We start from the raw sequence: 20937 nt of genomic DNA, 5'->3' as shown, positions 1-20937 counted from the left end.
GCCTGTCGCAACCGGCCTCAATGCGCTATGGCGGAGAGAGGACAAATCTGCCTGGAGCAGATTTGAACGCTGCTTGCAGCGGCCCCGAAGGGGCGAGGCCCAGGGATGGGCTGAGTAACGTTGGCAAAGCCAACCGTCTGACAGGGCAAAGGCGCGGGTTGCCAGGGGCCGCGCCTTCGGCCCCTGGCTCGGTCGAGGCGCAGGAGCCTCATGATGCACCTCTCATTTATCGACCGAAAACGTCACAAGTACTTCAAAAAACGCTAACTGACAAGCATTAGCCGCGCAGGCGGCCCGTCGGTCACCTCCCTTCAGGGAACGAAATCGAGCACCACGGCGTTGAACAGCGCGTACTCGGTGGCGTTGGCCATCGGCGGAAACTGCGTGCGCTGCACCGCCGCGTTCGCCGCTGCGCACAGCGGCGCGTCGCCTCTTACGATCTTGCTGCTCGCCAGCTTGCCGTTCGGCCGCAAACGGATGCTGATGGTGCAACGTTGGCCGCGCGCGCGTTCCGGCAAACGCAGCTCGCGGCTCACCGCGTTATGCACCCGCGCCGGATAACTGAGCGGCGTCGCCGTCTGCGTCTCGGCCTGCGGCCCCGGCAACGGGGTGCCAGTCTGATGACCGGCCCCTGCGCCGCAGCCGCTCAACAACAACAGCGCCAACAGGCCTAATGTCTTTTTCATTCCCGATGTCCTTATTGGGGGGATTTATCCTTATCGCGCGGCCCTCACTGCGCCGCTGGGTAAGCCTCACCGTCATCCGCGTAACGCTGCAGCCGCTCGCGCCACCACTTGGCCGCCAGGCCGCTGGCGCTTTCCCGCCAGCCGAAGTAGGCGATGTCGTTGCAACGTTCCGATTCGACGCGTTTCGCCACCAGTTCGCCGCTGTTCAGGTAAGGTTCCGCCAAGGCGCGCGGCAGATAGCCGCAGCCCAGCCCGGCCAACTGCGCCTGCAGCTTGGCGTCGAAGCCGAAGACCGTCAGCGTGTCTTGCTCTTCCAGCAGGTTCAGGCTCTGCGGCGCGTTGACGCGCGAGGTATCGCGCACCACCACCGCCCGGTGCTGACGGATCTCATCCTTCGGCAACGGTTCCGGCAGCGCGGCCAGCGGATGCTGCGGCGCGACGGCGAACACGTAATCCAGCTGCCCCAGGCGGCTGAACGCATAGCCCACCCGCGACGGCGGCTCGCAGATGGCGCCGATGATAATGTCGGCGCAGCCGTAAACCAGCGACTCCCAGGAGCCGGCCAGCACCTCGTGACTGAAGCGCAGCCGGGTATGGTGATGCTGCCGGTAGAACTCTTCTATCAGCGGCAACAAACGGGCAAACGGGAAGGAAGCGTCGATCCCGAGCGTGATCTCGCTTTCCCAGCCGTTTTCGACATAGCGCGCCTGCTGTTCCAGATCCTGCGCCGCGCGCAGCAGCACCCGCCCTTTTTCCAGCATCAGCTTGCCGGTATCGGTGAACTTCGCCCGATGGCCGGAGCGATCGAGCAGGGTGATGTCGAGATCGTTCTCGAGCTTTTGCACCATATAGCTCAGTGCCGAAGGGGTTTTAAACAGTGCGGCGGCCGCGGCGGCGAAAGATCCGTGCCGGTCCAGCGCATCCAAAATCAGCAGCGCTTCCAGGTTTAATCTCATGTTTTCTCCCGTGTATAAAAAAACTCAACAAGTCGGCAAAAATTCTGCGGTATCTTTGAAATCGCCCTCTGCCTACCATGGGTTTTATCGGCGTTACACTCATCAGATGTTCAACCGAAATATCACTGGGAAGGTAAATTATGTCCAAGTTTCAACTACTTGATAAAGACAACTCCGCACTGATTTTTATCGATCATCAACCACAAATGGCCTTCGGCGTGGCTAATATTGATCGTCAGCAACTGAAAAACAACGTTGTTGGTTTGGCGAAGGCAGGCAAGATTTTCAACGTCCCTACCCTTTTCACCTCGGTCGAAACCGAAAGCTTCAGCGGCTATATCTGGCCGGAACTGCTGGCGGTACACCCTGAAATCACCCCGATTGAACGCACCTCGATGAACTCCTGGGAAGACGCGGCCTTCGTCAAAGCCGTGGAAGCCACCGGCCGCAAAAAGCTGGTGATCTCCGCGCTGTGGACCGAAGTGTGCCTGACCTTCCCGGCGCTGATGGCGCTGGAGGCCGGCTATGAAGTGTATGTGGTGACCGACACCTCCGGCGGTACCTCCGTCGATGCGCACGAGCGCTCGATCGAACGCATGGTGCAGGCCGGCGCCGTACCGGTGACCTGGCAGCAGGTGCTGCTGGAGTACCAACGCGACTGGGCGCGCAAAGACACCTACGACGCGGTGATGGCGCTGGTGCGCGAACACAGCGGCGCGTACGGCATGGGCGTCGACTACGCTTACACCATGGTGCACCACGCACCGGCCCGCACGGTGAAATAATTCCCCCTGCCCCGGCCCCGCGCCGGGGTATTTTCAGGAGTCGGTTTTATGGCCCATCCGCAGCATGTCACGCTGGTGATCACCCACCGTTTGGCGCCGGGGAACGAGCAGGCCTATGAGGCCTGGCTGAACCGCATCATGCCGGACGCCGCGGGCTTCACCGGCCATCTGGGCGTCAACGTCATCCGCCCATCCGACAGCGAACAGGCCTATACGGTGCTGGTCCGCTTCGACAATGTCGATAATCTCTACCGCTGGCTCAACTCGCCGCTGCGCAAGCAATACATCGAAGAAGTCACTCCGCTGTTGCTGGAGAATGACCATATCGAGATCCGCCCCGGCGCGGAGTTCTGGTTTACCCCGCCCAACCCCGGCGTGCGCCAACCGCCCCAGTGGAAGCAGTTCATCATCACCCTGCTGGTGATCTTCCCTTCCACCAATCTGGTGCCCTGGTTTTGGGGGCTGGCGCTGCCGCAGTTGAACGGCACGCTGCTCGGCCATTTTCTCAATGACGCCACCGTGGTCGCCCTGGTGGTGTACCTGTGGATGCCCATCGTGACTCGCGTTTTTCATCAATGGCTGATCCGCCGCTAGGCGGTTCGCCGGGAGAATGTTATGAACCACCACGCTTCATTGATCCTCACCAACGGCAAATTTCACACCGTTGACCGCCAAAACCTCACTGCGCAGGCGGTCGCCATTCGCGACGGCAAGTTTCTGGCGGTCGGCAGCGAAGCCGAAGTCATGCAACACGCCGGGCCGGAAACCCAGGTGATCGATCTGCACGGCCACACCGCCATTCCGGGCCTGAACGACTCGCACCTGCACCTGATCCGCGGCGGCCTGAACTACAACCTGGAGCTGCGCTGGGAAGGCGTGCCTTCGCTGGCCGACGCGCTGCGCATGTTGAAAGAGCAGGCGCTGCGCACGCCGAGCCCGCAATGGGTGCGGGTGGTCGGCGGCTGGACCGAGTTCCAGTTTGCCGAACGCCGCATGCCGACGCTGGACGAAATCAACCAGGCGGCGCCGGACACGCCGGTATTTATTCTGCATTTATACGATCGCGCGCTGCTCAACCGCGCGGCGCTGAAGGTAGTCGGCTACACCAAAGACACGCCGAACCCGCCGGGCGGCGAGATCCAGCGCGACGCCAACGGCAACCCGACCGGCATGCTGATCGCCAAACCCAACGCCATGATCCTGTACGCCACGCTGGCGAAAGGGCCGAAGCTGCCGCTGGAACAGCAGGTCAACTCCACCCGCCAGTTTATGCGTGAGCTGAACCGCCTCGGCCTCACCAGCGCCATCGACGCCGGCGGCGGTTTCCAGAACTACCCGGAGGATTATCAGGTGATCGCCGAGCTGCACGAGAAAAAGCAGCTGACCATCCGCATCGCCTATAACCTGTTCACCCAGCGGCCGAAGCAGGAACTGGAAGACTTCGAGCTGTGGACCGACATGCTCAAACCGGGCCAGGGCACCGACTTCTATCGCCACAACGGCGCCGGCGAGATGCTGGTGTTTTCCGCCGCCGACTTCGAAGACTTCCTGCAGCCGCGCCCGGATCTGCCGCCGGGCACCGAAGACGAGCTGGAGCGGGTGGTGCGCCATCTGGTCGAGCACCGCTGGCCGTTCCGCCTGCACGCCACCTATGACGAATCCATCAGCCGCATGCTGGACGTGTTCGAGAAGGTGAACCGCGATATTCCGTTCAACGGCCTGCACTGGCTGTTCGACCACGCCGAAACCATTACCGAACGCAATATCGAGCGCGTCAAGGCGCTGGGCGGCGGCATTGCGGTCCAGCACCGCATGGCGTTCCAGGGGGAATATTTCGCCGACCGCTACGGCATCGAAGCCACCAAACATACGCCGCCGGTAGCGAAAATGTTGGCGGCCGAGCTGCCGGTCGGGCTGGGCACCGACGCCACCCGCGTCGCCAGCTACAACCCGTGGACGGCGCTGTACTGGCTGGTCTCCGGCCGCACCGTCGGCGGCATGGCGATGTACGACGACAGCGCCCGGCTGGATCGCGAAACGGCGCTGATGCTGTGGACCCAGGGCAGCGCCTGGTTCTCCACCGAACAGGGCAAGAAAGGCCAGATCAAGGTCGGCCAACTGGCGGATTTGGCGGTGCTGTCGCAGGACTACTTCAGCGTGCCGGAAGAGCAGATCAAAGGCATCGAGTCGGTAATGACGGTGGTGGACGGCAAGGTGGTCTACGCCGCCGGCAGCTTCTCGCCGCTGGCGCCGCCGCCGCTGCCGGTGCTGCCGGAGTGGTCGCCGGTCACCCAGGTGCCGGGCCATTACCGCTCCGCGCCGCCGTCGGCGGCGGCCCGCGTCGGGGTAGTGAGCCAGGCGCACCAATGCTGCGGCCCGTGCGGCGTGCACGCGCACCAGCATGACATCGCGCGCCGCTCCAGCATCCCGGTGTCGGACGAGAATGCCTTCTGGGGCGCGTTCGGCTGTTCGTGTTTCTCGTTCTAAGTTATCAAGCCAATAACTTATTATAAAATTAATTTAATAAGCTATTAAGCTGGCAAAATAATAAATTAATGGCGCTGTCCGCGGAGAGCGCCATTTCCTTTTCAATCGCGGTTGATCTCCAGCCAGCGCCGCTGCTCGGCGGAGGCGGCTATCGCGTCCAGCACGCACGACACCTTCCAGCCCTCTTCAAAGTCCGGCCACATGCGATCGCCCGCGGCGATGCCGTTGACCAGATCGCGGATCTCTACCGTCTTCTGATCGTTAAAACCAATGCCGTGCCCGGCGCTGATGCAAAACGCCGCATAGTCCGGGTGCTTCGGCCCCACCAGCAACGTCTTGAACCCCTGCCGCTCCGCCGGTTCATCGTGTCGATACAGCTTCAGTTCGGCCATCCGTTCCTGGGTATAACTCAGCGTGCCTTTGGTGCCGGTAACCACATAGGTCAGCCCCATCTTGCGCCCGCAGGCGATGCGCGACGTTTCGATAGTGCCCATCGCCCCGCCGGCGAAACGCAGCAGCGCGCCGGCCTGATCTTCGTTTTCCACCGGATGCATACGCGACGGGTCTTGCGGATCCGGCCGCTGTTTGATCACGGTCTGCATATCGCCAGAGACCGCCACGATATCGCCCACCAGGTAGTGCGCCATATTGACGATGTGCGCCGCCAGATCCCCCAACGCGCCCAGCCCGGCGCTGGCGCGGCGGCAGTGCCAGTCGATCGGCGTGCGCGGGTCGGCCAGGTAATCCTCATTGTGGGTGCCGTAAAAATGCACCACCTCGCCGATTTCGCCGTTGGCGATGATCTCGCGCGCCAGCTGGCTGGTGGGGTTTTTCATGTAGTTGAAACCGACCAGCGTTTTCACCCCCTTGGCGCGGGCGGCCTGCACCATCTCCGCCGCGTCGGCGGCATCCAGCGCCAGCGGTTTTTCCGAATACACGTGCTTGCCGTGGCGGATCGCCGCCAGCGCCATCTCTTTGTGCAAGAAGTTGGGGGCGCAGATGTCCACCACGTCGATCGCCGGATCGGCCACCAGCTGCCGCCAGTCGCCGGTCGAACGCGCAAAGCCGAACTCGGCCGCGCGTTGCGCCGCCAGCTCGGGCGTCACCTCCGCCAACATCTCCAGCACCAGATCCCCTTTAAGGGGAAAGACCGTGGGGGCCTGCGCATAAGCGATAGCGTGACAACGCCCGATATAGCCGGTGCCGATTAATCCAACGCGTACCTGTTTCATCATCCTCTCCCGTGACCGAAATCTTGCCTGAAACCCGGCGCCCTGAGTGAAACGCGCCAGCTGATAACGGTTTTATATGGAATATAAATTTCAATAACAAGCGCACGGAAAAAGAAAGTTCGGATTCGTGATGTCGTTCATGAAACGTTGATAGGATGATGCAAAAAGGAAAATCCGAACGCGGCGTTGCCGTATCCGGATAAGGTAAAATGAACCATTTATTTCATATTACGGTAAACCGTTGGCACCGTGCTGAACGTAGCCAGGGCGTTGCAGCAGGCGCTGCTGATAGGCCGCCAGCCCCGCATACTCCGGCCGCTCGAACGGCGTCATCAGCCAGCGGTTGAGCGACAGCCCCAGCACTACGTCCGCCAGCGTGAAGGCAGCGCCGGCGGCGTAAGGGCCGTGCTGCGCCAAATGCGCATCCAGCAAGCCCATCAGCCGATTCCACTCGCGCTCGGCGGCGGCCAGGCTGGCGGCATCCTGGTAATCCGCATGCCCGCGCACGCGCGACATGAACACATAGCGCCAGGCGCCGTTCAGATCGGTGGCCTGCCAGTCCATCCACATCTCCACCGCCGCGCGCGCGCCGGGTTCCTGCGGCAGCAGATCGCGGCGCCCTTCCCGCCCCGCCAGATAGCGGCAAATGGTGTTCGATTCCCACAGCACCCGTGCGCCGTCGATCAGCACCGGCACCAGGCCGTTGGGATTGAGCGCCAAAAACTCGGGTTCCTGCGTGGAGCGAAAGCCGCTGCCCCAGTCTTCCCGTTCCAACGTCAGCCCCAGCTCATGGCTGGTCCACAGCACCTTGCGCACGTTGATCGATGAGGCTTTGCCCAATAATTTCAGCATCCGCTTTCCTTATTCTCTCCAGAACGGTTTATACCCTTCCCGCCAGGCATCCGCCCGCGTCAGGCCGATATCCGCCAGTTGCCTGTCGTTCAGCAGCAGTAACTCTCTGCGCGTTCTGCGACGCAACAAATACCAACGCCAGCGTGACCAGCCTCCCCGTCGCCACGTCGTCATGCCATCAAACAGAGCCATCTTATTATTCCCCCTGATGTTTTCGCCTTGTTGTGATGATGCGCGCCGGGCAAAAAACAATACAGATGCACGTTAGCGTTATTTTTTTCATACAGCTGCATACCAAAATGCGCTGAATGGTTTACTTTTGAGGCATCTGTACCGGTTTTTCGGTTGCTTTTCCTGATGAGGGATATCTGTATGACACGCTACGCCACGCTGGCCGCCATTCTCAGCCAACGCATTCAGCAAGGGCTGTATCCGGTCGGCCACCGCTTGCCTTCGGTGCGCGCGCTGAGCCTGGAACACGGCGTCAGCATCAGCACGGTGCAACAAGCCTACCGCCTGCTGGAAGAACGGCGCCTGGTGGAAGCGCGACCGAAATCGGGCTACTTCGTGCATGCGCAGCGCACGCAGGCCGAGCTGCCCGCCATGACGGCGCCGACGCAGCGGCCGGTGGACATTTCGCAATGGGAACAGGTGCTGGAACTGGTGCGCACCCGGCCGCGCGAGGGCCTGATCCAACTGGGGCGCGGCATGCCGGACATCGCCGAGCCGACGATGAAACCGCTGATCGTCGCCCTGCGCAACGCCGCCCGTCACGGCGACTTGCGCAGCCTGTATTACGACAGCATCCAGGGCGTGACCGCGCTGCGCGAACAGGTCGCTCGCCTGCTGCTGGATTCCGGCTGCCAAATCGGCGCCGATCAGTTGCTGATCACCACCGGCTGTCAGGAAGCGATCTCCGCCGGGCTGCGCGCCGTTTGCCAACCCGGCGACATCGTGGCGGTCGATTCCCCCTGTTTCCACGGCACCATGCAAACGCTGAAGGGATTGGGCATCAAAGCGCTGGAAATCCCCACCGATCCGCTGACCGGCGTGAGCCTGGCGGCACTGGAGATGGCGCTGGAACAGTGGCCGGTCAAGGCCGTCCTGCTGACGCCCAACTGCAACAACCCACTGGGCTACATCATGCCCGACGCCCATAAACAGCGGCTGCTGACGCTGGCGCAGCGCCACGACGCGGCGATCATCGAGGATGACGTTTACGGCGACATCGCCTATCACTACCCGCGGCCGCGCACCATCAAATCGTTCGACGAAGATGGCCGCGTGCTGCTGTGCAGCTCGTTTTCCAAAACGTTGGCGCCGGGGCTGCGCGTGGGCTGGATCGCGCCCGGCCGTTATCTGGAGCGGGTGCTGCACATGAAGTTCATCGGCTCCGGCGCCACCGCCACGCAGCCGCAGCTGGCGATCGCCGACTTCATCCGCGGCGGGCACTATCTGAAGCACCTGCGGCGCATGCGCGCCCGCTACCAGCAAAACCGCGACCGCATGACCGATCTGATCCTGAAATACTTCCCGGCCGGCACCCGCGTCAGCCGGCCGCGCGGCGGTTTTATGCTGTGGATCGAACTGGACGAGGCGTTCGACACCCTGCGGCTGAACCGCCATCTTGAACAGCAAGGCGTGCAAATCGCCGTCGGCAGCATTTTTTCCGCCGCCGGCAAGTATCGCAACTGTCTGCGCATCAACTATGCGCCGACGCTGACGACGGAGATCGAACAGGCGGTACAACGGGTCGGCGCCACCATCCAGGCGCTGATGCCGACCGACAGTTTGGCGCAATCGGATTAAATCTTGACGCGATCGGATTATCGGCGCACGGACAGGCTGTTTTAGAGTAATGCCTTCTCTTACCACTGGCAGGCAACAACCATGAGCAGCGATCAAATTCCGGTTTCCAACGCGTTGGCGGTGCGCCTCGCGGCGCAAGGCGTCGATCTCGAACGGGTCGGTCAGTTAGCCGGCTTGCCCGCCGGGCTGCTCAGCGAGCGGCGCGTAAAAGTGCGGTTGACCACCCACCAGTTCTTCGCCGTCTGGCGCGCCCTCGCCCAACTGAGCGACGATCCCGCCTTTGGTCTGCGGCTGGGCGGCGACGTCGCGCCGGAGCATTACGATATCGCGTCGGTCGCCGCACTGCACTCCGCCACGATGGGCGAGGCCCTGCGTAAAGTCGCGCGCTACAAACGGTTGGTGTGCCCGGAAGAACTGATGCTGGAGGAAGATGGCGACAGCGTTCGGCTGCATACGCGTTGGACGATGATCGAGGACCATACGCCGGAATTGCTGATAGACACCATGTTCGCCTCTATCACCACCCTGTGCCGCCGTGGCACCGGTTTACCGCTGCAGCCCAAGGCGCTTGAGGTGACCCGCCGTCGCGATCCCCACTCACCGCTGCTGCGCCACTTCGGCTGCCCGGTGCGATTCGACGCGCCGCTGGACGTGCTGGTATTTGACCGTGCGCTGATGCAGCAGCCGCTTATCACCCACGACCAGGACATGCTGGCGCTGCTGCTGCCGGAGCTGGAGGCCGAGTTGGCCGAAGCGCGCGCCGAGCAAGACTTGCCCACACAGGTGATGACGATCCTCGGCCGCAGCATGCGCGGCCAGCGCCCCAGCGTCAACAGCGTGGCCGCGGAGCTCTATCTCAGCCCACGCACGCTGCAGCGCCGTCTGCAACGGCACGGCTACAGCTACCAGCAGTTGTTGGACAAAACCCGCCACCGCACCGCCTGCCGCTTGTTGGCGGAGACCGATCTTGAGCCAGGGGAAATCGCCTTTGTGCTGGGATTCGAAGAGCTGAATTCGTTCAGCCGCGCCTTTATTCAGTGGGAAGCGCTGACGCCCAGCCGCTGGCGCATGCAGCGCACCGCCGGCCAGTGGGAGAACAGAGCATGAAAGTGATTATCTTCGGCGCCAGCGGCATGGTGGGCCAGGGCGCGTTGCGGGAATGCCTGCGCGATCCGCGCGTCAGCGAGGTGCTCAGCATCGGCCGTCGTCCGGTGGCGCAGAGCCACGCCAAGCTGCGCCAGCTCTCCCTGCCCGATCTGCGTGATCTGTCGGCGCTGGAGCCGCAGCTCGCCGGCTATGACGCCTGTTTCTTCTGCCTGGGGATTTCGTCCGCCGGCCTGAGCGAAGCCGAATATCGCGCGGTGACTTACGATCTGACGCTGGCCGCCGCCCGCCCGCTGGCGAGGCTGAATCCGACGATGGTCTTCCTCTACGTTTCCGGCGTCGGCACCGACAGCAGCGAACGCGGCCGCAGCATGTGGGCCAGGGTCAAGGGCGCCACCGAAAACGCGCTGCTGGCGCTGCCGTTCCACGCGGTGATGTTCCGCCCCGGCGCCATTGTGCCGCTGCACGGCATTCGCTCCAAAGTCCGCACATACGATCTGATTTATCGGCTGTTCAAGCCGCTGTGGCTCGGCGCATTGCGACTGTTTCCCGCGCAGGTGAGCAGCACCGAACGAATCGGGCTGGCGATGCTGGCGGTGGCGCGCCGGGAAACGGCCTTGCGCATCCTGGAGCCGCCGCAGATCAATCAACTGGCGACGCGCTGAAATACCGTCATCAACCGCGCCGCCGCCAATACTCCGCCACCCGGCGGCGCAGATGTTCGATGCCCTGCGGATGATCAATGAACTGCGCTACCGGCATCATCAGCCAACGCTGGCCCTCATTGCCAAAGCGGATGGCGGCGATCTGCGCCGGCGTTATCTCGCCGGCCATAAACCAGGTCGGCGGGGAGCCGGGCAGAACGCCGTCGTAGCGCCGCCGCCAGACAACCTGACGTGCGGCGATCGTCACGCCAAACTCTTCCTGCGTTTCCCGCTGCACGCACTGCAGCGGCGTTTCGCCGTTTTCCCGCCCGCCGCCGGGCAGATCCCACAGGCCGGGCCACGGAATGCCCGGTTTGTCGTCCCGTAGGTAAACCAGTAAGCGATCGTCGCACAGCAACGCTATCTTGGCTCCGCCAAACGCCTGGTCCGTCATGTTTTCTCCGCTCCCCGCCCATCCCCTTTGACTGAACATCATACTTCATCCCCGCGCGGCCTGGTGTATAGTGAAAATCCGTTTTCACAACAGGCGAACAATAACGATGAACTCTCCGTTTCTGGTGACCCCTCAATGGCTTGCGCAACATATCAACGATGAAAATCTGGTGGTGATCGACGTTCGGATGTCGCCGGTGGGGCTGACGCCGAAAAAGGACATGCTTGCCGAGTTCGAACGCGGCCATATCCCCGGCGCGGTCTATTTCGATATCGACGAGGTGGCGGACAAAAACACCGCGCTGCCGCACATGCTGCCGACGGCGGCGGAGTTTGGCGCGGCGGTGGGCAAGCTGGGCATCAGCGAGCGCGATACCCTGGTGATTTACGATGAGGGCAACCAGTTCTCCGCACCGCGCGGCTGGTGGACCTTCCGCAATTTCGGCGCCGAGCGCGTTTACGTGCTGGACGAAGGGCTGAACGGCTGGACCGCGCTGGGGCAAGCGCTGGCAACCGGCCCGGCGCAGCCTGAACCGCAGACGTTCAACGCCCGGTTCAACGCCGACGCGGTGGTGGATATGCGGCAAGTGGAGCAAGCATTAGGCACGCCGGTGCAAATTCTCGACGCGCGCGCCGCACCGCGCTTTTATGCCGAAGCACCGGAGCCGCGCCCCGGCCTGCACCGCGGTCATATTCCCGGCAGCATCAACATTCCGTACGGCGAGCTGCTGGAAAACGGCCGCTTCAAATCGCTGGACGCGCTGCGCCAAACCTTCAGCGACAAGGGCGTGGACATTAACGGCCCGATCATCACCAGCTGTGGCTCCGGCGTGACGGCGGCGGTGCTGGCGTTTGGCCTGCTGTCGCTCGGCGCACCGCAGGTCAAACTGTATGACGGCGCCTGGAGCGAATGGGGCCAGCTGAGCGGCAAGCAGCCGATCGCCCAAGATTAAGTTTCGATCCGCTCGACCACAATCTGCGCCAGCCGCTGCACGGCCGCCGAGGGCTGATCCTCGGCGCGGTGCAGCACTACGCCGAGTTGGCCGAGAGCGGGCAGCAGATCGGGGGCCAGCGGTGACAGGCCGGGCGGCAACCCCGCCGCCGTGCGCACCGTGACGCCCAACCCGGCGCTCACCGCCGCCCACACGCCATTCAGGCTGCGGCTGGTAAAGGCGATGCGCCAGGGAATGCCGGCGCGATCCAGCGCCTGCGTCGCCGCGCTGCGCATCAGACAGGGCGCGTCGAACATCACCAACGGCAACGGCTCGTCCCCTTCTCGCCACGGCGCCAACGCGAAGCCGGGCGAGGCTATCCAGTGCAGCTGCCGCTGCCCCAGCGCCTGATGAAACGGCGTGCTCAGACCGCCATCCCACGCCAGCGACAGATCCAGCTGGCCTTTCAGCACCCAGTCGATCAGCTCGGCATTGCGGGCGATGCGCGCCTCGATGCGCACCTTCGGATTGGCGCGCGCGAAGCTGCCCAATACCTGCGGCAGAAACGTCTCGCCAAAATCCTCCTGCAACCCCAGCCGCACCGTGCCCTGCAGATCCAACCCGCGCACCGCGGCGGCGGCTTCATCATTGAGCTCCAGCAGACGGCGCGCGTAGCCAAGCAGGGTTTCCCCCGCCTCGGTCATCACCATGCCGCGCCCGGCCTTGCGCAGGATCGGCGCGCCGACCTGCTGTTCCAGCTTTTTCAGGTGGGCGCTGACCGCCGACGTCGAACGCCCCAGCCGTTCAGCCGCCTTGGCGAAACTGCCCAGTTCGACGCCGGTGACAAAGCTGCGCAAATCTTCGAGATCGAACGTTATTCGTCCCATGCTGACCATCCTGATTTTCTGAACCATCAATCAAAATAATACCGATTTTACTGATAAAGATGGCGTGTCACGCTCTCCGGGTCAATGTCTTTACGGAGAATCCTTATGCTCGCGATGCAATACCGTTTCACCCTGCCCGTCGGTTTCGATCCTCTGTCCGCCCCTTTGACCACACTGCGCTGCGGGTTGACAGCCAAACTTGATATTGATAATCATTATCAATATTGAACATTCACTTGCGGCTCGCGGGATGCGGCCGCTCTCCGGGGTCAACCGCCATGCCGTCATCACCGATCACACCTTACGCCACCACCTGCTGCATCGTGGGGGGCGGCCCCGCCGGGCTGATGCTCGGCTATCTGCTGGCGCGGGCGGGGATCGACGTGACGGTGCTGGAGAAGCACGCCGACTTCCTGCGCGATTTTCGCGGTGACACCATTCACCCGTCGACGCTGGAAGTCATGCACCAACTGGGCCTGCTCGACGAACTGCTGACGTTGCCGCACCAGCGTGCGGAGTCCCTGCACGCCGAAGTCGCCGGGCGCGACATCAAGCTGGCGGATTTCACCCGCCTGCCGACGCGCTGCAAATTTATCGCCTTTATGCCGCAGTGGGAGTTCCTCAACTTTTTGGCCCAGCAGGCCGCCGCCTTCCCCAACTTCAGGCTGCTGACCTCGGCGCAGGTTCATGAGCTGCTGTACGACCGCGGCCAGGTATGCGGCGTGCTGGCCGACACGCCGGAAGGCCCGATCCGCGTGCGCAGCCAGCTGGTGATCGGCACCGACGGCCGCAACTCGGTGGTGCGCGAGCAGGCGGCGCTCAGCAGCCGTTCCTTCGGCGCGCCGCGCGACGTTGTGTGGATGAAGCTCAGCAAGCAGCCGGGCGATCCGGCCTGGTCGATGGGCCACACCGGGCCGAAGCAGAACTTCATCATGATCGATCGCGGCGACTACTGGCAGTGCGGCTACTCGATCGATAAAGGCAGCTTCGACGCGATCCGCGGTAGCGGCCTGGAGAAATTTTTGCTGCACCTCGCCGAGGTGGCGCCATTCCAGGACGATCGTCTGCAGGAGATCGTCGAGTGGGATCAGGTGAAGCTGCTGAGCATTCGCATCGATCGTCTGGATCGCTGGGCCAAACCGGGAGTGCTGTGCATCGGCGACGCCGCGCACGCCATGTCGCCGATCGGCGGCGTGGGCGTCAACCTGGCGATTCAGGACGCGGTGGCCGCCGCCAACGCCCTGATCCCGCCGCTGCGCCAGCATCGGCTGCAGCTGAAGCATCTGCTGAGCGTGCAGCGCCGGCGCGAATTCCCCACTCGCGCCATCCAGTTTTTGCAGATCAAAATGAGCCAGCGCAAGCCGGGCGAACGCCGCGCGGCGGGCGGCTCGCGCCTGATCGCCCGCGTCGGCAACAGCCGCTGGCTGCCGCGCCTGTTCGGCCGCATCATCGGCCTGGGTTTTCGCCGTGAAACACCGCGGCATCTGTCCAACGAAACCTGCCCGCCGGAATAGCATTGGTGATTTTTTCATCGCGCCGTATAATGGTTAAATCGAACGATTTAATTAACTGGAGCGATTAAATGTACGCACTCACCGCGAACGAGGCCAAAACCCAATTCGGCGATTTGCTGCTCAAGGCGCAGCGTGAACCGGTGCAAATCAATCGCAACGGCAAACCGGTCGCCGTCGTCATGTCTGTAGAAGATTACCAGGCGCTGGAAGATCTCAAATTAAGCGCACTGCAGCAAAAAATCGCGCAGGCTACCGCCGAGGAAGACGCCGGTAAGGCGGTAGACGGCGATGCCTTCTTCAACCGTCTGCTCACCGATGAAACAGACTGAGATACCCGCGTTTCGCCTCACCCCGCAGGCCCAACAAGATCTGCTGGCTATTCGTCATTTCACCATCGAGCACTGGGGCCAAGCGCAATCTCGCCGCTATCTTGAGCAGTTGAGAGAGGTCATGCATCATTTGGCAGATATGCCGGAAGCGGGTAAAGCTCACTTCCACGATCTGGGCGAAGAGATACGCAGTTTTCCTTACGCCAGCCATAGGATCTACTACCGCAACCGCCCTGCCGGCATCACCGTTCTCGCCATTCTGCATCAGGCGATGGTGCCTCACCGCCATCTGGAACAACGGCTGTAATTTTTCTTACTCAAAGGGGCACTGATGTTCACCGTTCGTCAGGCATTGCTGGAAGATTTAACGCAAGTGCGCGATATCGGCATCCGCACCTACCGCGCCCACTTCGGTGAGCTGTGGCGCTACCCGCACGAGCTGGAGGCCTTTCTGGCGGAGGATTTTTCCGTCTCCGCGCTGGAACGGACGCTGCGCGATCCCGACGTGTGCTGGCTGTTGGCCCATGAGGATGACGCCCTCGTCGGCTATGCGCGGGTGAACTTCGACAGCCTGCTGGCACCAACCGAGCACATCGGCGCAGAGCTGCAGAAAATCTATTTTCTGCCGGGCCATGCCGGCAACGGCTATGGCCAGCGCCTGTACGAACAGGTGCAGCAGCGGGCTATCGACCGTCGGCAAAAAACGCTGTGGCTGGAAGTGCTGCAACGCAACACCCGCGCCCAACGTTTTTATCAGCGTCAAGGATTGAGCATTTGTGGCGAGACCTGCTACACCAGCGCCCAGGGCTCGATAGGCATTTGGTATATGAGCAAGGCGCTGTAACCGCGCCCCGCTCCGCCGTCGTTTAGCGCGGCTCCCGCTGCAGCATCAGGAACAGCAAGGCAAACGCATTGGGCGCCAGGTAGATCAGCGCCCCCAGCTGCACCGCCAGCGGATCCTTCTTGGCCTGCCAGGCCATAAACCAGTCGCCGGCGACCACCATAAAGCCGACGCCCCACACCGTTATCGCGCAAAGCGCCCCCAGCATCGCCCAGGCTTTGCCCTTGGCGAAGGCGGCGTAAGGGCCTTTCAATCGCCCGATCATCAGCGCCACGCCCGCCGCCGCGAATAGGCCGGCCAGCGTTTCCAGCGCGGTGATGACCGCCAACCCCAACATGCAGGCCCAGTCGGCGCTGATCGCGCGCCACATCAGCCCCGGCGTTTGATAAGTATCCTGCATGGCGAGCAGTGGCCCCACCGCATTGCGCGCGGTGCCGGCGAAATCCGCCGTATTGTTCAACAGACTGAACAGCCCCCACAGGGCCGGAAACAGGGACAGGACGATGCAACCGAGGCGTGACACAGTGATTTCGTTCATGGTTATCCTTAATGAATAAACGGGTGGCTCCCGTCCTCATGACGGGACCGCTATTGAGATCCTGATAGTTTGACGTGCACAATGTAAGAACTAATCTTACAATGACGCAGCATAGCCGAAAGTGAGGAGGAACAATGGGCAGAACACTAACGGTAGATCTGGGTGACGAACTGCGTAGCTTCGTCGAAGACCTGGTGGCCAGCGGCGATTACCGAACGCCCAGCGAAGTCATCCGCGAATCCGTGCGCACTTTGCGCGAACGTACCGCCGCCTCAAAACTGGAAGAGCTTAGGCGCTTGATCGCCGAAGGAGAGAACAGCGGCGAAGCCGTCGAATGGGATCGTGATGTGTTCATGGAAAGAATACGGAGCAAAGCAAAAGGATGCGCAGGAGAGTAACCGTTCGTCCAAAAGCGTTGGACGATATGGAAGAGATCTATTTTTACGGGTTGGCGCACTTTGGCTTGCAGGTGGCCGAAGATTATCTGCGCCGCCTGCATCAGGCTTTCGATAACCTTAGCCACCACCAACTCGGCAAAAACATCGATGCAATCGGCCCCGGCCTATGGGTATTGCCCGTCGCCAACCACCTGATTTATTCTCGACAGCACAGGCGGGAGGTGAATATCATCAGAGTGCTGCATCATTCCCGCGATCCGCTCAGCCAATCCTTTTTCAGCTGACCCAACGTTAAATCGCCACCAGCCCGCGTACGCCGTCCTGTTCCATAGCGCTGCCGGCGCCGCGCTGCACGATGCTGCCGCGCGACATCACCAGATAGCTGTCCGCCAGGTCGGCGGCGAAGTCATAGAACTGCTCCACCAGCAGGATCGCCATATCGCCCCGCGCCGCCAGCTGTTTGATCACCGCGCCGATCTCCTTGATCACCGAAGGTTGGATCCCTTCCGTCGGTTCGTCGAGGATCAACAGCTGCGGCCGGCAGGCCAGCGCCCGGCCGATCGCCAGCTGCTGTTGCTGCCCGCCGGAAAGATCGCCGCCGCGCCGATCCTTCATTTGCCGCAGCACCGGAAACAGTTCATAGATCGGATCCGGCACCGCGCGCGCGTCGGCGCCGGAAAAACGCGCCAGCCCCATCAGCAGATTTTCCTCCACCGTCAGGCGCGGAAAAATCTCCCGCCCCTGCGGCACATAGGCGATGCCCGCCTGCACCCGCTGATGCGGCTTTTTACCGGTGATGGTTTCGCCCCGCCAACGGACGCTGCCGCTGCGCGCCGGGATCAGCCCCATCAGGCATTTCAGCAGCGTGGTCTTGCCCACGCCATTGCGCCCCAGCAGGCAGGTCACCTCGCCGATGCGCGCCTCGAACGACAGGCCGCGCAGAATGTGGCTGCCGCCGTAATACTGATTCAATTCCTCTACCTGCAGCATGATTACGCCTCCTCAGCGCCCCAGATATACCTCAATCACCCGTTCATCGGCCTGCACCTGCGCCAGCGATCCTTCCGCCAGCACCTGTCCCTGATGCAGCACCGTCACGCGATCGGCAATGGTTTCCACAAACCCCATGTCGTGCTCCACCACCATCAGCGAATGCTTGCCCGCCAGCTCGCGGAACAGTTCGGCGGTGTAGTCGGTTTCAGCGTCGGTCATGCCGGCCGCCGGCTCGTCGAGCAACAGCAGGTGCGGTTCCTGCACCAGCAGCATGCCGATCTCGAGAAACTGTTTCTGCCCGTGGGACAGCAGCCCGGCGGGCCGGTGGCGCTCGTGCCCCAGCCGCAGGGTCTTCAGCATCTCGTCGATGCGGTCTCGCTGTTCGCTGCTTAAACGGGCGCGCAGGCAGGCCCATACCGACTTGCGGGTTTTCTGGGCGATCTCCAGATTTTCGAACACCGTCAGCGCCTCGAACACCGTCGGTTTTTGAAACTTGCGGCCGATGCCGGCATGGGCGATCTGCATCGGCGCCAGCCGGGTCAGATCGACGGTCTGGTCGTAAAACACCCTGCCGCTGTCCGGCCGGGTTTTGCCGGTGATCACATCCATCAGCGTGGTCTTGCCGGCGCCGTTGGGGCCGATCACGCAGCGCAGTTCGCCGACGCCAATGCGCAGCGACAGATCGGTCAGCGCGCGAAAACCGTCGAAGCTGACGTTGACGTTATCGAGCTGCAGCACCGGATCGGTTTGCTGCCGGTATTTGTCCGCCGGCAGCGGATGGGTAAACAGTTCGTCGGTCACTTGCATCGCCTTCATGAGGATTTCCTCCGACGCAGCAGGCCAATCACCCCTTTGGGCAGAAACAACGTGACGACGATAAACATCAGGCCGAGGAAAAACTGCCAGTATTCGGGAATGGCCATGGTGAACCAGCTCTTGGCGCCGTTGACGATGCCGGCGCCGAGCAGCGGCCCCACCAGGGTGCCGCGCCCGCCGAGGGCGACCCAAATGGCGGCCTCGATCGAGTTGGTCGGCGACATTTCGCCGGGGTTGATGATGCCGACCTGCGGCACATAGAGCGCGCCGGCCAGCCCGCACAGCACCGCCGACAGCGTCCAGACGAACAGCTTGAAGCCCTTCGGATCGTAGCCGCAGAAGGTCAGGCGGTTTTCCGCATCGCGCACCGCGGTCAGTACCCGGCCGAACTTGCTGCGCGCCAGCGCAAAGCCGATGGCCAGGCTGGCGGCCAGCAGCAGCACCGTCGCCAGGAACAGCGCCACCCGCGTGCCGGCGGCGGTGATGGGAAAGCCGAGCAGCGTGGTGAAACCGGTAAAGCCGTTATTGCCGCCGAAACCGGTCTCGTTGCGAAAGAACAGCAGCATGCCGGCATAGGTCAGCGCCTGGGTCATGATCGAGAAGTACACCCCTTTGATTTTCGAGCGAAAGGCGAAGTAGCCGAACAGGAAAGCCAACAGGCCCGGCACCAGCACGATCAGGCACAGCGCCCAGGCGAAATGCTGGGTGCCGCTCCAGAACCACGGCAGCTCGTTCCAGGAGAGGAACGCCATAAACGCCGGCAGCCCGTCGCCCGCCGCCTGCCGCATCAGGTACATGCCCATGGCGTAGCCGCCGAGCGCGAAGAACAGCCCGTGGCCGAGCGACAGCAGCCCGGCATAGCCCCACACCAGATCGAGCGCCACCGCCACCACCGCGTAGCACAGGATCTTGCCCGCCAGCGTCAGGGTATAGGTGGACACCGCCAGCGGATGACCCGCCGGCAACAACGTCATGAACGGCATGACCAGCAGCGCCAGCAACGCCAGCCCGCCGATGCTCAACGCCAGCCGGGGCGCTTTCTGCACGCCGGTTACGGTCAATGGTTGGCTCATCAGTCAATCACCCTGCCCTTAAGGGCGAACAGCCCCTGCGGACGCTTTTGAATAAACAGAACGATCAGCACCAGGATCAGGATCTTGCCCAACACGGCGCCGATCTGCGGCTCGAGGATCTTGTTGACGATGCCGAGGCCGAAGGCCGCCGCCACCGTCCCCGCCAGTTGGCCGACGCCGCCGAGCACCACCACCAGGAACGAATCGATGATGTAACCTTGCCCCAGCTCCGGCCCGACGTTGCCCAACTGCGACAGCGCCACCCCGCCGAGCCCGGCGATGCCGGATCCCAACCCGAAGGCCAGCATGTCCACCCGCCCGGTGGGCACGCCGCAGCAGGCCGCCATCGCGCGGTTTTGCGTCACCGCGCGCACGTTCATGCCGAGCCGGGTTTTGTTCAGCAGCAGCCAGGTCAACGCCAGCACCAGCAGCACGAACGCGATCACCGCGATGCGGTTCCACGGCAACACCAGGTTCGGCAACAGCTGCACGCCGCCCGACAGCCACGCCGGGTTGGCGACCTCGACGTTCTGCGCGCCGAACAGCACCCGCACCAGTTGGATCAGCACCAGGCTGATGCCCCAGGTGGCCAGCAGGGTTTCCAGCGGCCGGCCGTACAGGTGGCGGATCACCGTGCGCTCCAGCAGCATACCGATCCCGGCGGTGATGGCGAACGCCACCGGCAGCGCCGCCAGCGGGTAGAGCGCCAGCCACTGCGGCGCCAACTGCTGAAACAGCCCCTGCACCAGATAGGCGGAATAGGCGCCGAGCATCAGCATTTCGCCGTGCGCCATATTGATGACGCCGAGCAGGCCGTAGGTGATCGCCAGGCCGAGCGCCGCCAGCAGCAGGATCGAACCGAGCGACAGGCCGCTGAACGCCTGGCCGAGCAGATCGCCGATCATCAGGCGGTGCTGCACGCGCTGCAGGCTGCGCTGCGCCTCGGCGCGCACCGCGGCGTCCGGCTCATTGGCCGCATCGGTCAAGGCTTGCAGCCGCGCGCGGGTTTCCGGCTCGCCCGATTCCCCCAGCAGCCGCACCGCATTGAAGCGCACCTGCGGGCTGGCGTCGGCCAATTGCAGGTTCGCCAGCGCAATGCTCAGCGCGTCGCGTACCTGCGGGTCTTTCTCCTGCGCCAGCCGCCGGGTCAACAGCGGCAACTGCTCGCCCTGCGCCTCGCGCTGCAGCGCGGTCGCCGCCTGCAGCCGCACCGCCGCGTCCGCGCTGACCAACCGCTGCGTCGACAACGCGTTGGCGATCAGAATGCGCAGCCGGTTGTTCAGCCACACTTTCTTCGGCTCGCCAACCGGGGCCGCCTCACCTTCAAGCGGCAGATAGCGGTCGCCCTGGCGGATAAAGGCGCGTTTCGCCCCGTCGATCACCACGGTTTCCTGCTGCAGCCCCTGCAGCAACGGCAGGCGCGCGGCGTCCGGCTCGGCCGCCCACGCCTGCAGCAGTTTAGCCTGCTGCGCGCGAGTGGCCGCCGCGAACTCATCGGCCGGCCCGGCCTGCGCCAGCAGGGGCCAGGCGCACAACAGCCACAGCCCGGCGCGCAGAGAGGATAAAAACGGAGATTGCATCAGCTGCCTCTTCTGTTGGGCCGGCGCG

The 20937-nt window shown here is 63.1% G+C and carries 26 protein-coding genes; 14 read left to right on the top strand and 12 right to left on the bottom strand.

The window, feature by feature from the left end; genetic code table 11:
* Positions 1-311: 311 nt before the first annotated feature.
* Together CPH57_RS03830 and CPH57_RS03825 are read right to left on the bottom strand one after the other, a co-directional pair.
* The gene (locus CPH57_RS03830) at positions 312-686 is read right to left on the bottom strand and encodes a cell envelope integrity protein TolA (protein ID WP_096242054.1); all 375 of its coding nucleotides are present in this window, start codon (positions 684-686) and stop codon (positions 312-314) included.
* A gap of 44 nt (positions 687-730) precedes the next feature.
* Positions 731-1642 carry a LysR substrate-binding domain-containing protein gene (locus CPH57_RS03825; protein ID WP_033642350.1) on the bottom strand — a complete coding sequence of 304 codons (912 nt, stop codon included), beginning with the start codon at positions 1640-1642 and terminating at the stop codon, positions 731-733.
* A 140-nt stretch (positions 1643-1782) separates the two neighbouring features.
* Here CPH57_RS03825 and CPH57_RS03820 point away from each other — a divergent pair, with 140 nt between their 5' ends.
* Genes CPH57_RS03820 through CPH57_RS03810 form a run of 3 tightly spaced genes read left to right on the top strand, consistent with a single transcriptional unit; the run spans position 1783 to position 4914 of the window.
* Positions 1783-2427: a hydrolase gene (locus CPH57_RS03820; protein WP_046686653.1), complete on the top strand. Its 645-nt coding sequence runs from the start codon at positions 1783-1785 to the stop codon at positions 2425-2427.
* A 48-nt stretch (positions 2428-2475) separates the two neighbouring features.
* Positions 2476-3021: an antibiotic biosynthesis monooxygenase gene (locus tag CPH57_RS03815; RefSeq protein WP_033652685.1), complete on the top strand. Its 546-nt coding sequence runs from the start codon at positions 2476-2478 to the stop codon at positions 3019-3021.
* Positions 3022-3042: 21 nt separating this feature from the next.
* Positions 3043-4914, top strand: coding sequence for an amidohydrolase (locus CPH57_RS03810; protein ID WP_033652684.1), 1872 nt, complete (start codon positions 3043-3045; stop codon positions 4912-4914).
* 101 nt (positions 4915-5015) lie between these two features.
* On the opposite strand, the gene CPH57_RS03805 is transcribed toward CPH57_RS03810, so the two are convergent.
* From CPH57_RS03805 to CPH57_RS03795, 3 genes are all read right to left on the bottom strand, one after another.
* On the bottom strand, positions 5016-6146 hold the full coding sequence (locus CPH57_RS03805) for a Gfo/Idh/MocA family protein (protein ID WP_042783948.1): 1131 nt from the start codon (positions 6144-6146) through the stop codon (positions 5016-5018).
* 228 nt (positions 6147-6374) lie between these two features.
* Positions 6375-6998, bottom strand: a complete 624-nt coding sequence (locus CPH57_RS03800; RefSeq protein WP_047572213.1) for a glutathione S-transferase family protein — start codon at positions 6996-6998, stop codon at positions 6375-6377.
* Positions 6999-7007: 9 nt separating this feature from the next.
* On the bottom strand, positions 7008-7190 hold the full coding sequence (locus CPH57_RS03795) for a DUF1127 domain-containing protein (RefSeq protein ID WP_071845081.1): 183 nt from the start codon (positions 7188-7190) through the stop codon (positions 7008-7010).
* Between the two features lie 180 nt (positions 7191-7370).
* On the opposite strand from CPH57_RS03795, the gene CPH57_RS03790 reads away from it, so the two are divergent.
* The 3 genes from CPH57_RS03790 to CPH57_RS03780 all read left to right on the top strand — a co-directional run bounded on the left by CPH57_RS03790 (position 7371) and on the right by CPH57_RS03780 (position 10576).
* Positions 7371-8807 (top strand): PLP-dependent aminotransferase family protein, encoded by a 1437-nt coding sequence (locus CPH57_RS03790; RefSeq protein ID WP_033642345.1) that lies wholly within the window; start codon positions 7371-7373, stop codon positions 8805-8807.
* 81 nt (positions 8808-8888) lie between these two features.
* Positions 8889-9914, top strand: a complete 1026-nt coding sequence (locus CPH57_RS03785) for an AraC family transcriptional regulator (protein ID WP_033642344.1) — start codon at positions 8889-8891, stop codon at positions 9912-9914.
* Positions 9911-10576, top strand: coding sequence for an epimerase (locus CPH57_RS03780; protein WP_046686650.1), 666 nt, complete (start codon positions 9911-9913; stop codon positions 10574-10576). The genes CPH57_RS03785 and CPH57_RS03780 overlap by 4 nt, the downstream gene beginning before the upstream one ends.
* A gap of 10 nt (positions 10577-10586) precedes the next feature.
* Here the strand turns inward: CPH57_RS03780 and CPH57_RS03775 are convergent, their stop codons facing one another.
* On the bottom strand, positions 10587-11009 hold the full coding sequence (locus tag CPH57_RS03775) for an NUDIX hydrolase (protein ID WP_096242053.1): 423 nt from the start codon (positions 11007-11009) through the stop codon (positions 10587-10589).
* A 106-nt stretch (positions 11010-11115) separates the two neighbouring features.
* Between CPH57_RS03775 and sseA the strand changes: the two genes are divergently transcribed.
* Positions 11116-11961 (top strand): 3-mercaptopyruvate sulfurtransferase, encoded by an 846-nt coding sequence (gene sseA, locus CPH57_RS03770; protein WP_096242052.1) that lies wholly within the window; start codon positions 11116-11118, stop codon positions 11959-11961.
* On the opposite strand, the gene CPH57_RS03765 is transcribed toward sseA, so the two are convergent.
* Positions 11958-12827, bottom strand: coding sequence for a LysR substrate-binding domain-containing protein (locus tag CPH57_RS03765; RefSeq protein WP_025302028.1), 870 nt, complete (start codon positions 12825-12827; stop codon positions 11958-11960). The genes sseA and CPH57_RS03765 overlap by 4 nt on opposite strands.
* Positions 12828-12932: 105 nt before the next feature.
* On the opposite strand from CPH57_RS03765, the gene CPH57_RS24650 reads away from it, so the two are divergent.
* From CPH57_RS24650 to CPH57_RS03745, 5 genes are all read left to right on the top strand, one after another.
* Complete coding sequence (locus CPH57_RS24650; protein ID WP_221627851.1) at positions 12933-13055, top strand: DUF4865 family protein; 123 nt, start codon at positions 12933-12935, stop codon at positions 13053-13055.
* A 50-nt stretch (positions 13056-13105) separates the two neighbouring features.
* Complete coding sequence (locus tag CPH57_RS03760) at positions 13106-14341, top strand: FAD-dependent oxidoreductase (RefSeq protein ID WP_096242051.1); 1236 nt, start codon at positions 13106-13108, stop codon at positions 14339-14341.
* Positions 14342-14409: 68 nt separating this feature from the next.
* Positions 14410-14670, top strand: coding sequence for a type II toxin-antitoxin system Phd/YefM family antitoxin (locus CPH57_RS03755; protein ID WP_016928576.1), 261 nt, complete (start codon positions 14410-14412; stop codon positions 14668-14670).
* Positions 14630-14977: a type II toxin-antitoxin system RelE/ParE family toxin gene (locus CPH57_RS03750; protein WP_080273376.1), complete on the top strand. Its 348-nt coding sequence runs from the start codon at positions 14630-14632 to the stop codon at positions 14975-14977. The genes CPH57_RS03755 and CPH57_RS03750 overlap by 41 nt, the downstream gene beginning before the upstream one ends.
* 24 nt (positions 14978-15001) lie before the next feature.
* Positions 15002-15514 carry a GNAT family N-acetyltransferase gene (locus tag CPH57_RS03745; RefSeq protein WP_033642337.1) on the top strand — a complete coding sequence of 171 codons (513 nt, stop codon included), beginning with the start codon at positions 15002-15004 and terminating at the stop codon, positions 15512-15514.
* Between the two features lie 22 nt (positions 15515-15536).
* Here CPH57_RS03745 and CPH57_RS03740 read toward each other — a convergent pair whose 3' ends face one another.
* Positions 15537-16049: a DUF2165 family protein gene (locus CPH57_RS03740; RefSeq protein WP_033642336.1), complete on the bottom strand. Its 513-nt coding sequence runs from the start codon at positions 16047-16049 to the stop codon at positions 15537-15539.
* Positions 16050-16183: 134 nt separating this feature from the next.
* Between CPH57_RS03740 and CPH57_RS03735 the strand changes: the two genes are divergently transcribed.
* Complete coding sequence (locus CPH57_RS03735) at positions 16184-16447, top strand: type II toxin-antitoxin system ParD family antitoxin (protein WP_004939442.1); 264 nt, start codon at positions 16184-16186, stop codon at positions 16445-16447.
* Between the two features lie 26 nt (positions 16448-16473).
* Positions 16474-16731, top strand: coding sequence for a type II toxin-antitoxin system RelE/ParE family toxin (locus tag CPH57_RS03730; RefSeq protein WP_231922819.1), 258 nt, complete (start codon positions 16474-16476; stop codon positions 16729-16731).
* A 7-nt stretch (positions 16732-16738) separates the two neighbouring features.
* Here the strand turns inward: CPH57_RS03730 and urtE are convergent, their stop codons facing one another.
* From urtE to urtB, 4 genes are read right to left on the bottom strand one after another with little or no spacing between them, the layout of a single operon-like run.
* Entirely contained in the window at positions 16739-17437 is a 699-nt protein-coding gene (gene urtE, locus CPH57_RS03725; RefSeq protein WP_033642334.1) for an urea ABC transporter ATP-binding subunit UrtE, read from the bottom strand.
* A 12-nt stretch (positions 17438-17449) separates the two neighbouring features.
* On the bottom strand, positions 17450-18256 hold the full coding sequence (gene urtD / locus CPH57_RS03720) for an urea ABC transporter ATP-binding protein UrtD (protein WP_015377102.1): 807 nt from the start codon (positions 18254-18256) through the stop codon (positions 17450-17452).
* Complete coding sequence (urtC, locus tag CPH57_RS03715; protein WP_033642333.1) at positions 18253-19329, bottom strand: urea ABC transporter permease subunit UrtC; 1077 nt, start codon at positions 19327-19329, stop codon at positions 18253-18255. Before urtC ends, urtD begins: the two co-directional genes overlap by 4 nt.
* Positions 19329-20909, bottom strand: a complete 1581-nt coding sequence (gene urtB, locus CPH57_RS03710; RefSeq protein ID WP_046686645.1) for an urea ABC transporter permease subunit UrtB — start codon at positions 20907-20909, stop codon at positions 19329-19331. Before urtB ends, urtC begins: the two co-directional genes overlap by 1 nt.
* Positions 20910-20937: the final 28 nt, after the last annotated feature.

It is taken from the genome of Serratia sp. JKS000199, from assembly GCF_900215455.1.
Taxonomy (GTDB): Bacteria; Pseudomonadota; Gammaproteobacteria; order Enterobacterales; family Enterobacteriaceae; genus Serratia; species Serratia ureilytica.
This window is presented reverse-complemented; position numbering and strand designations above follow the sequence as displayed.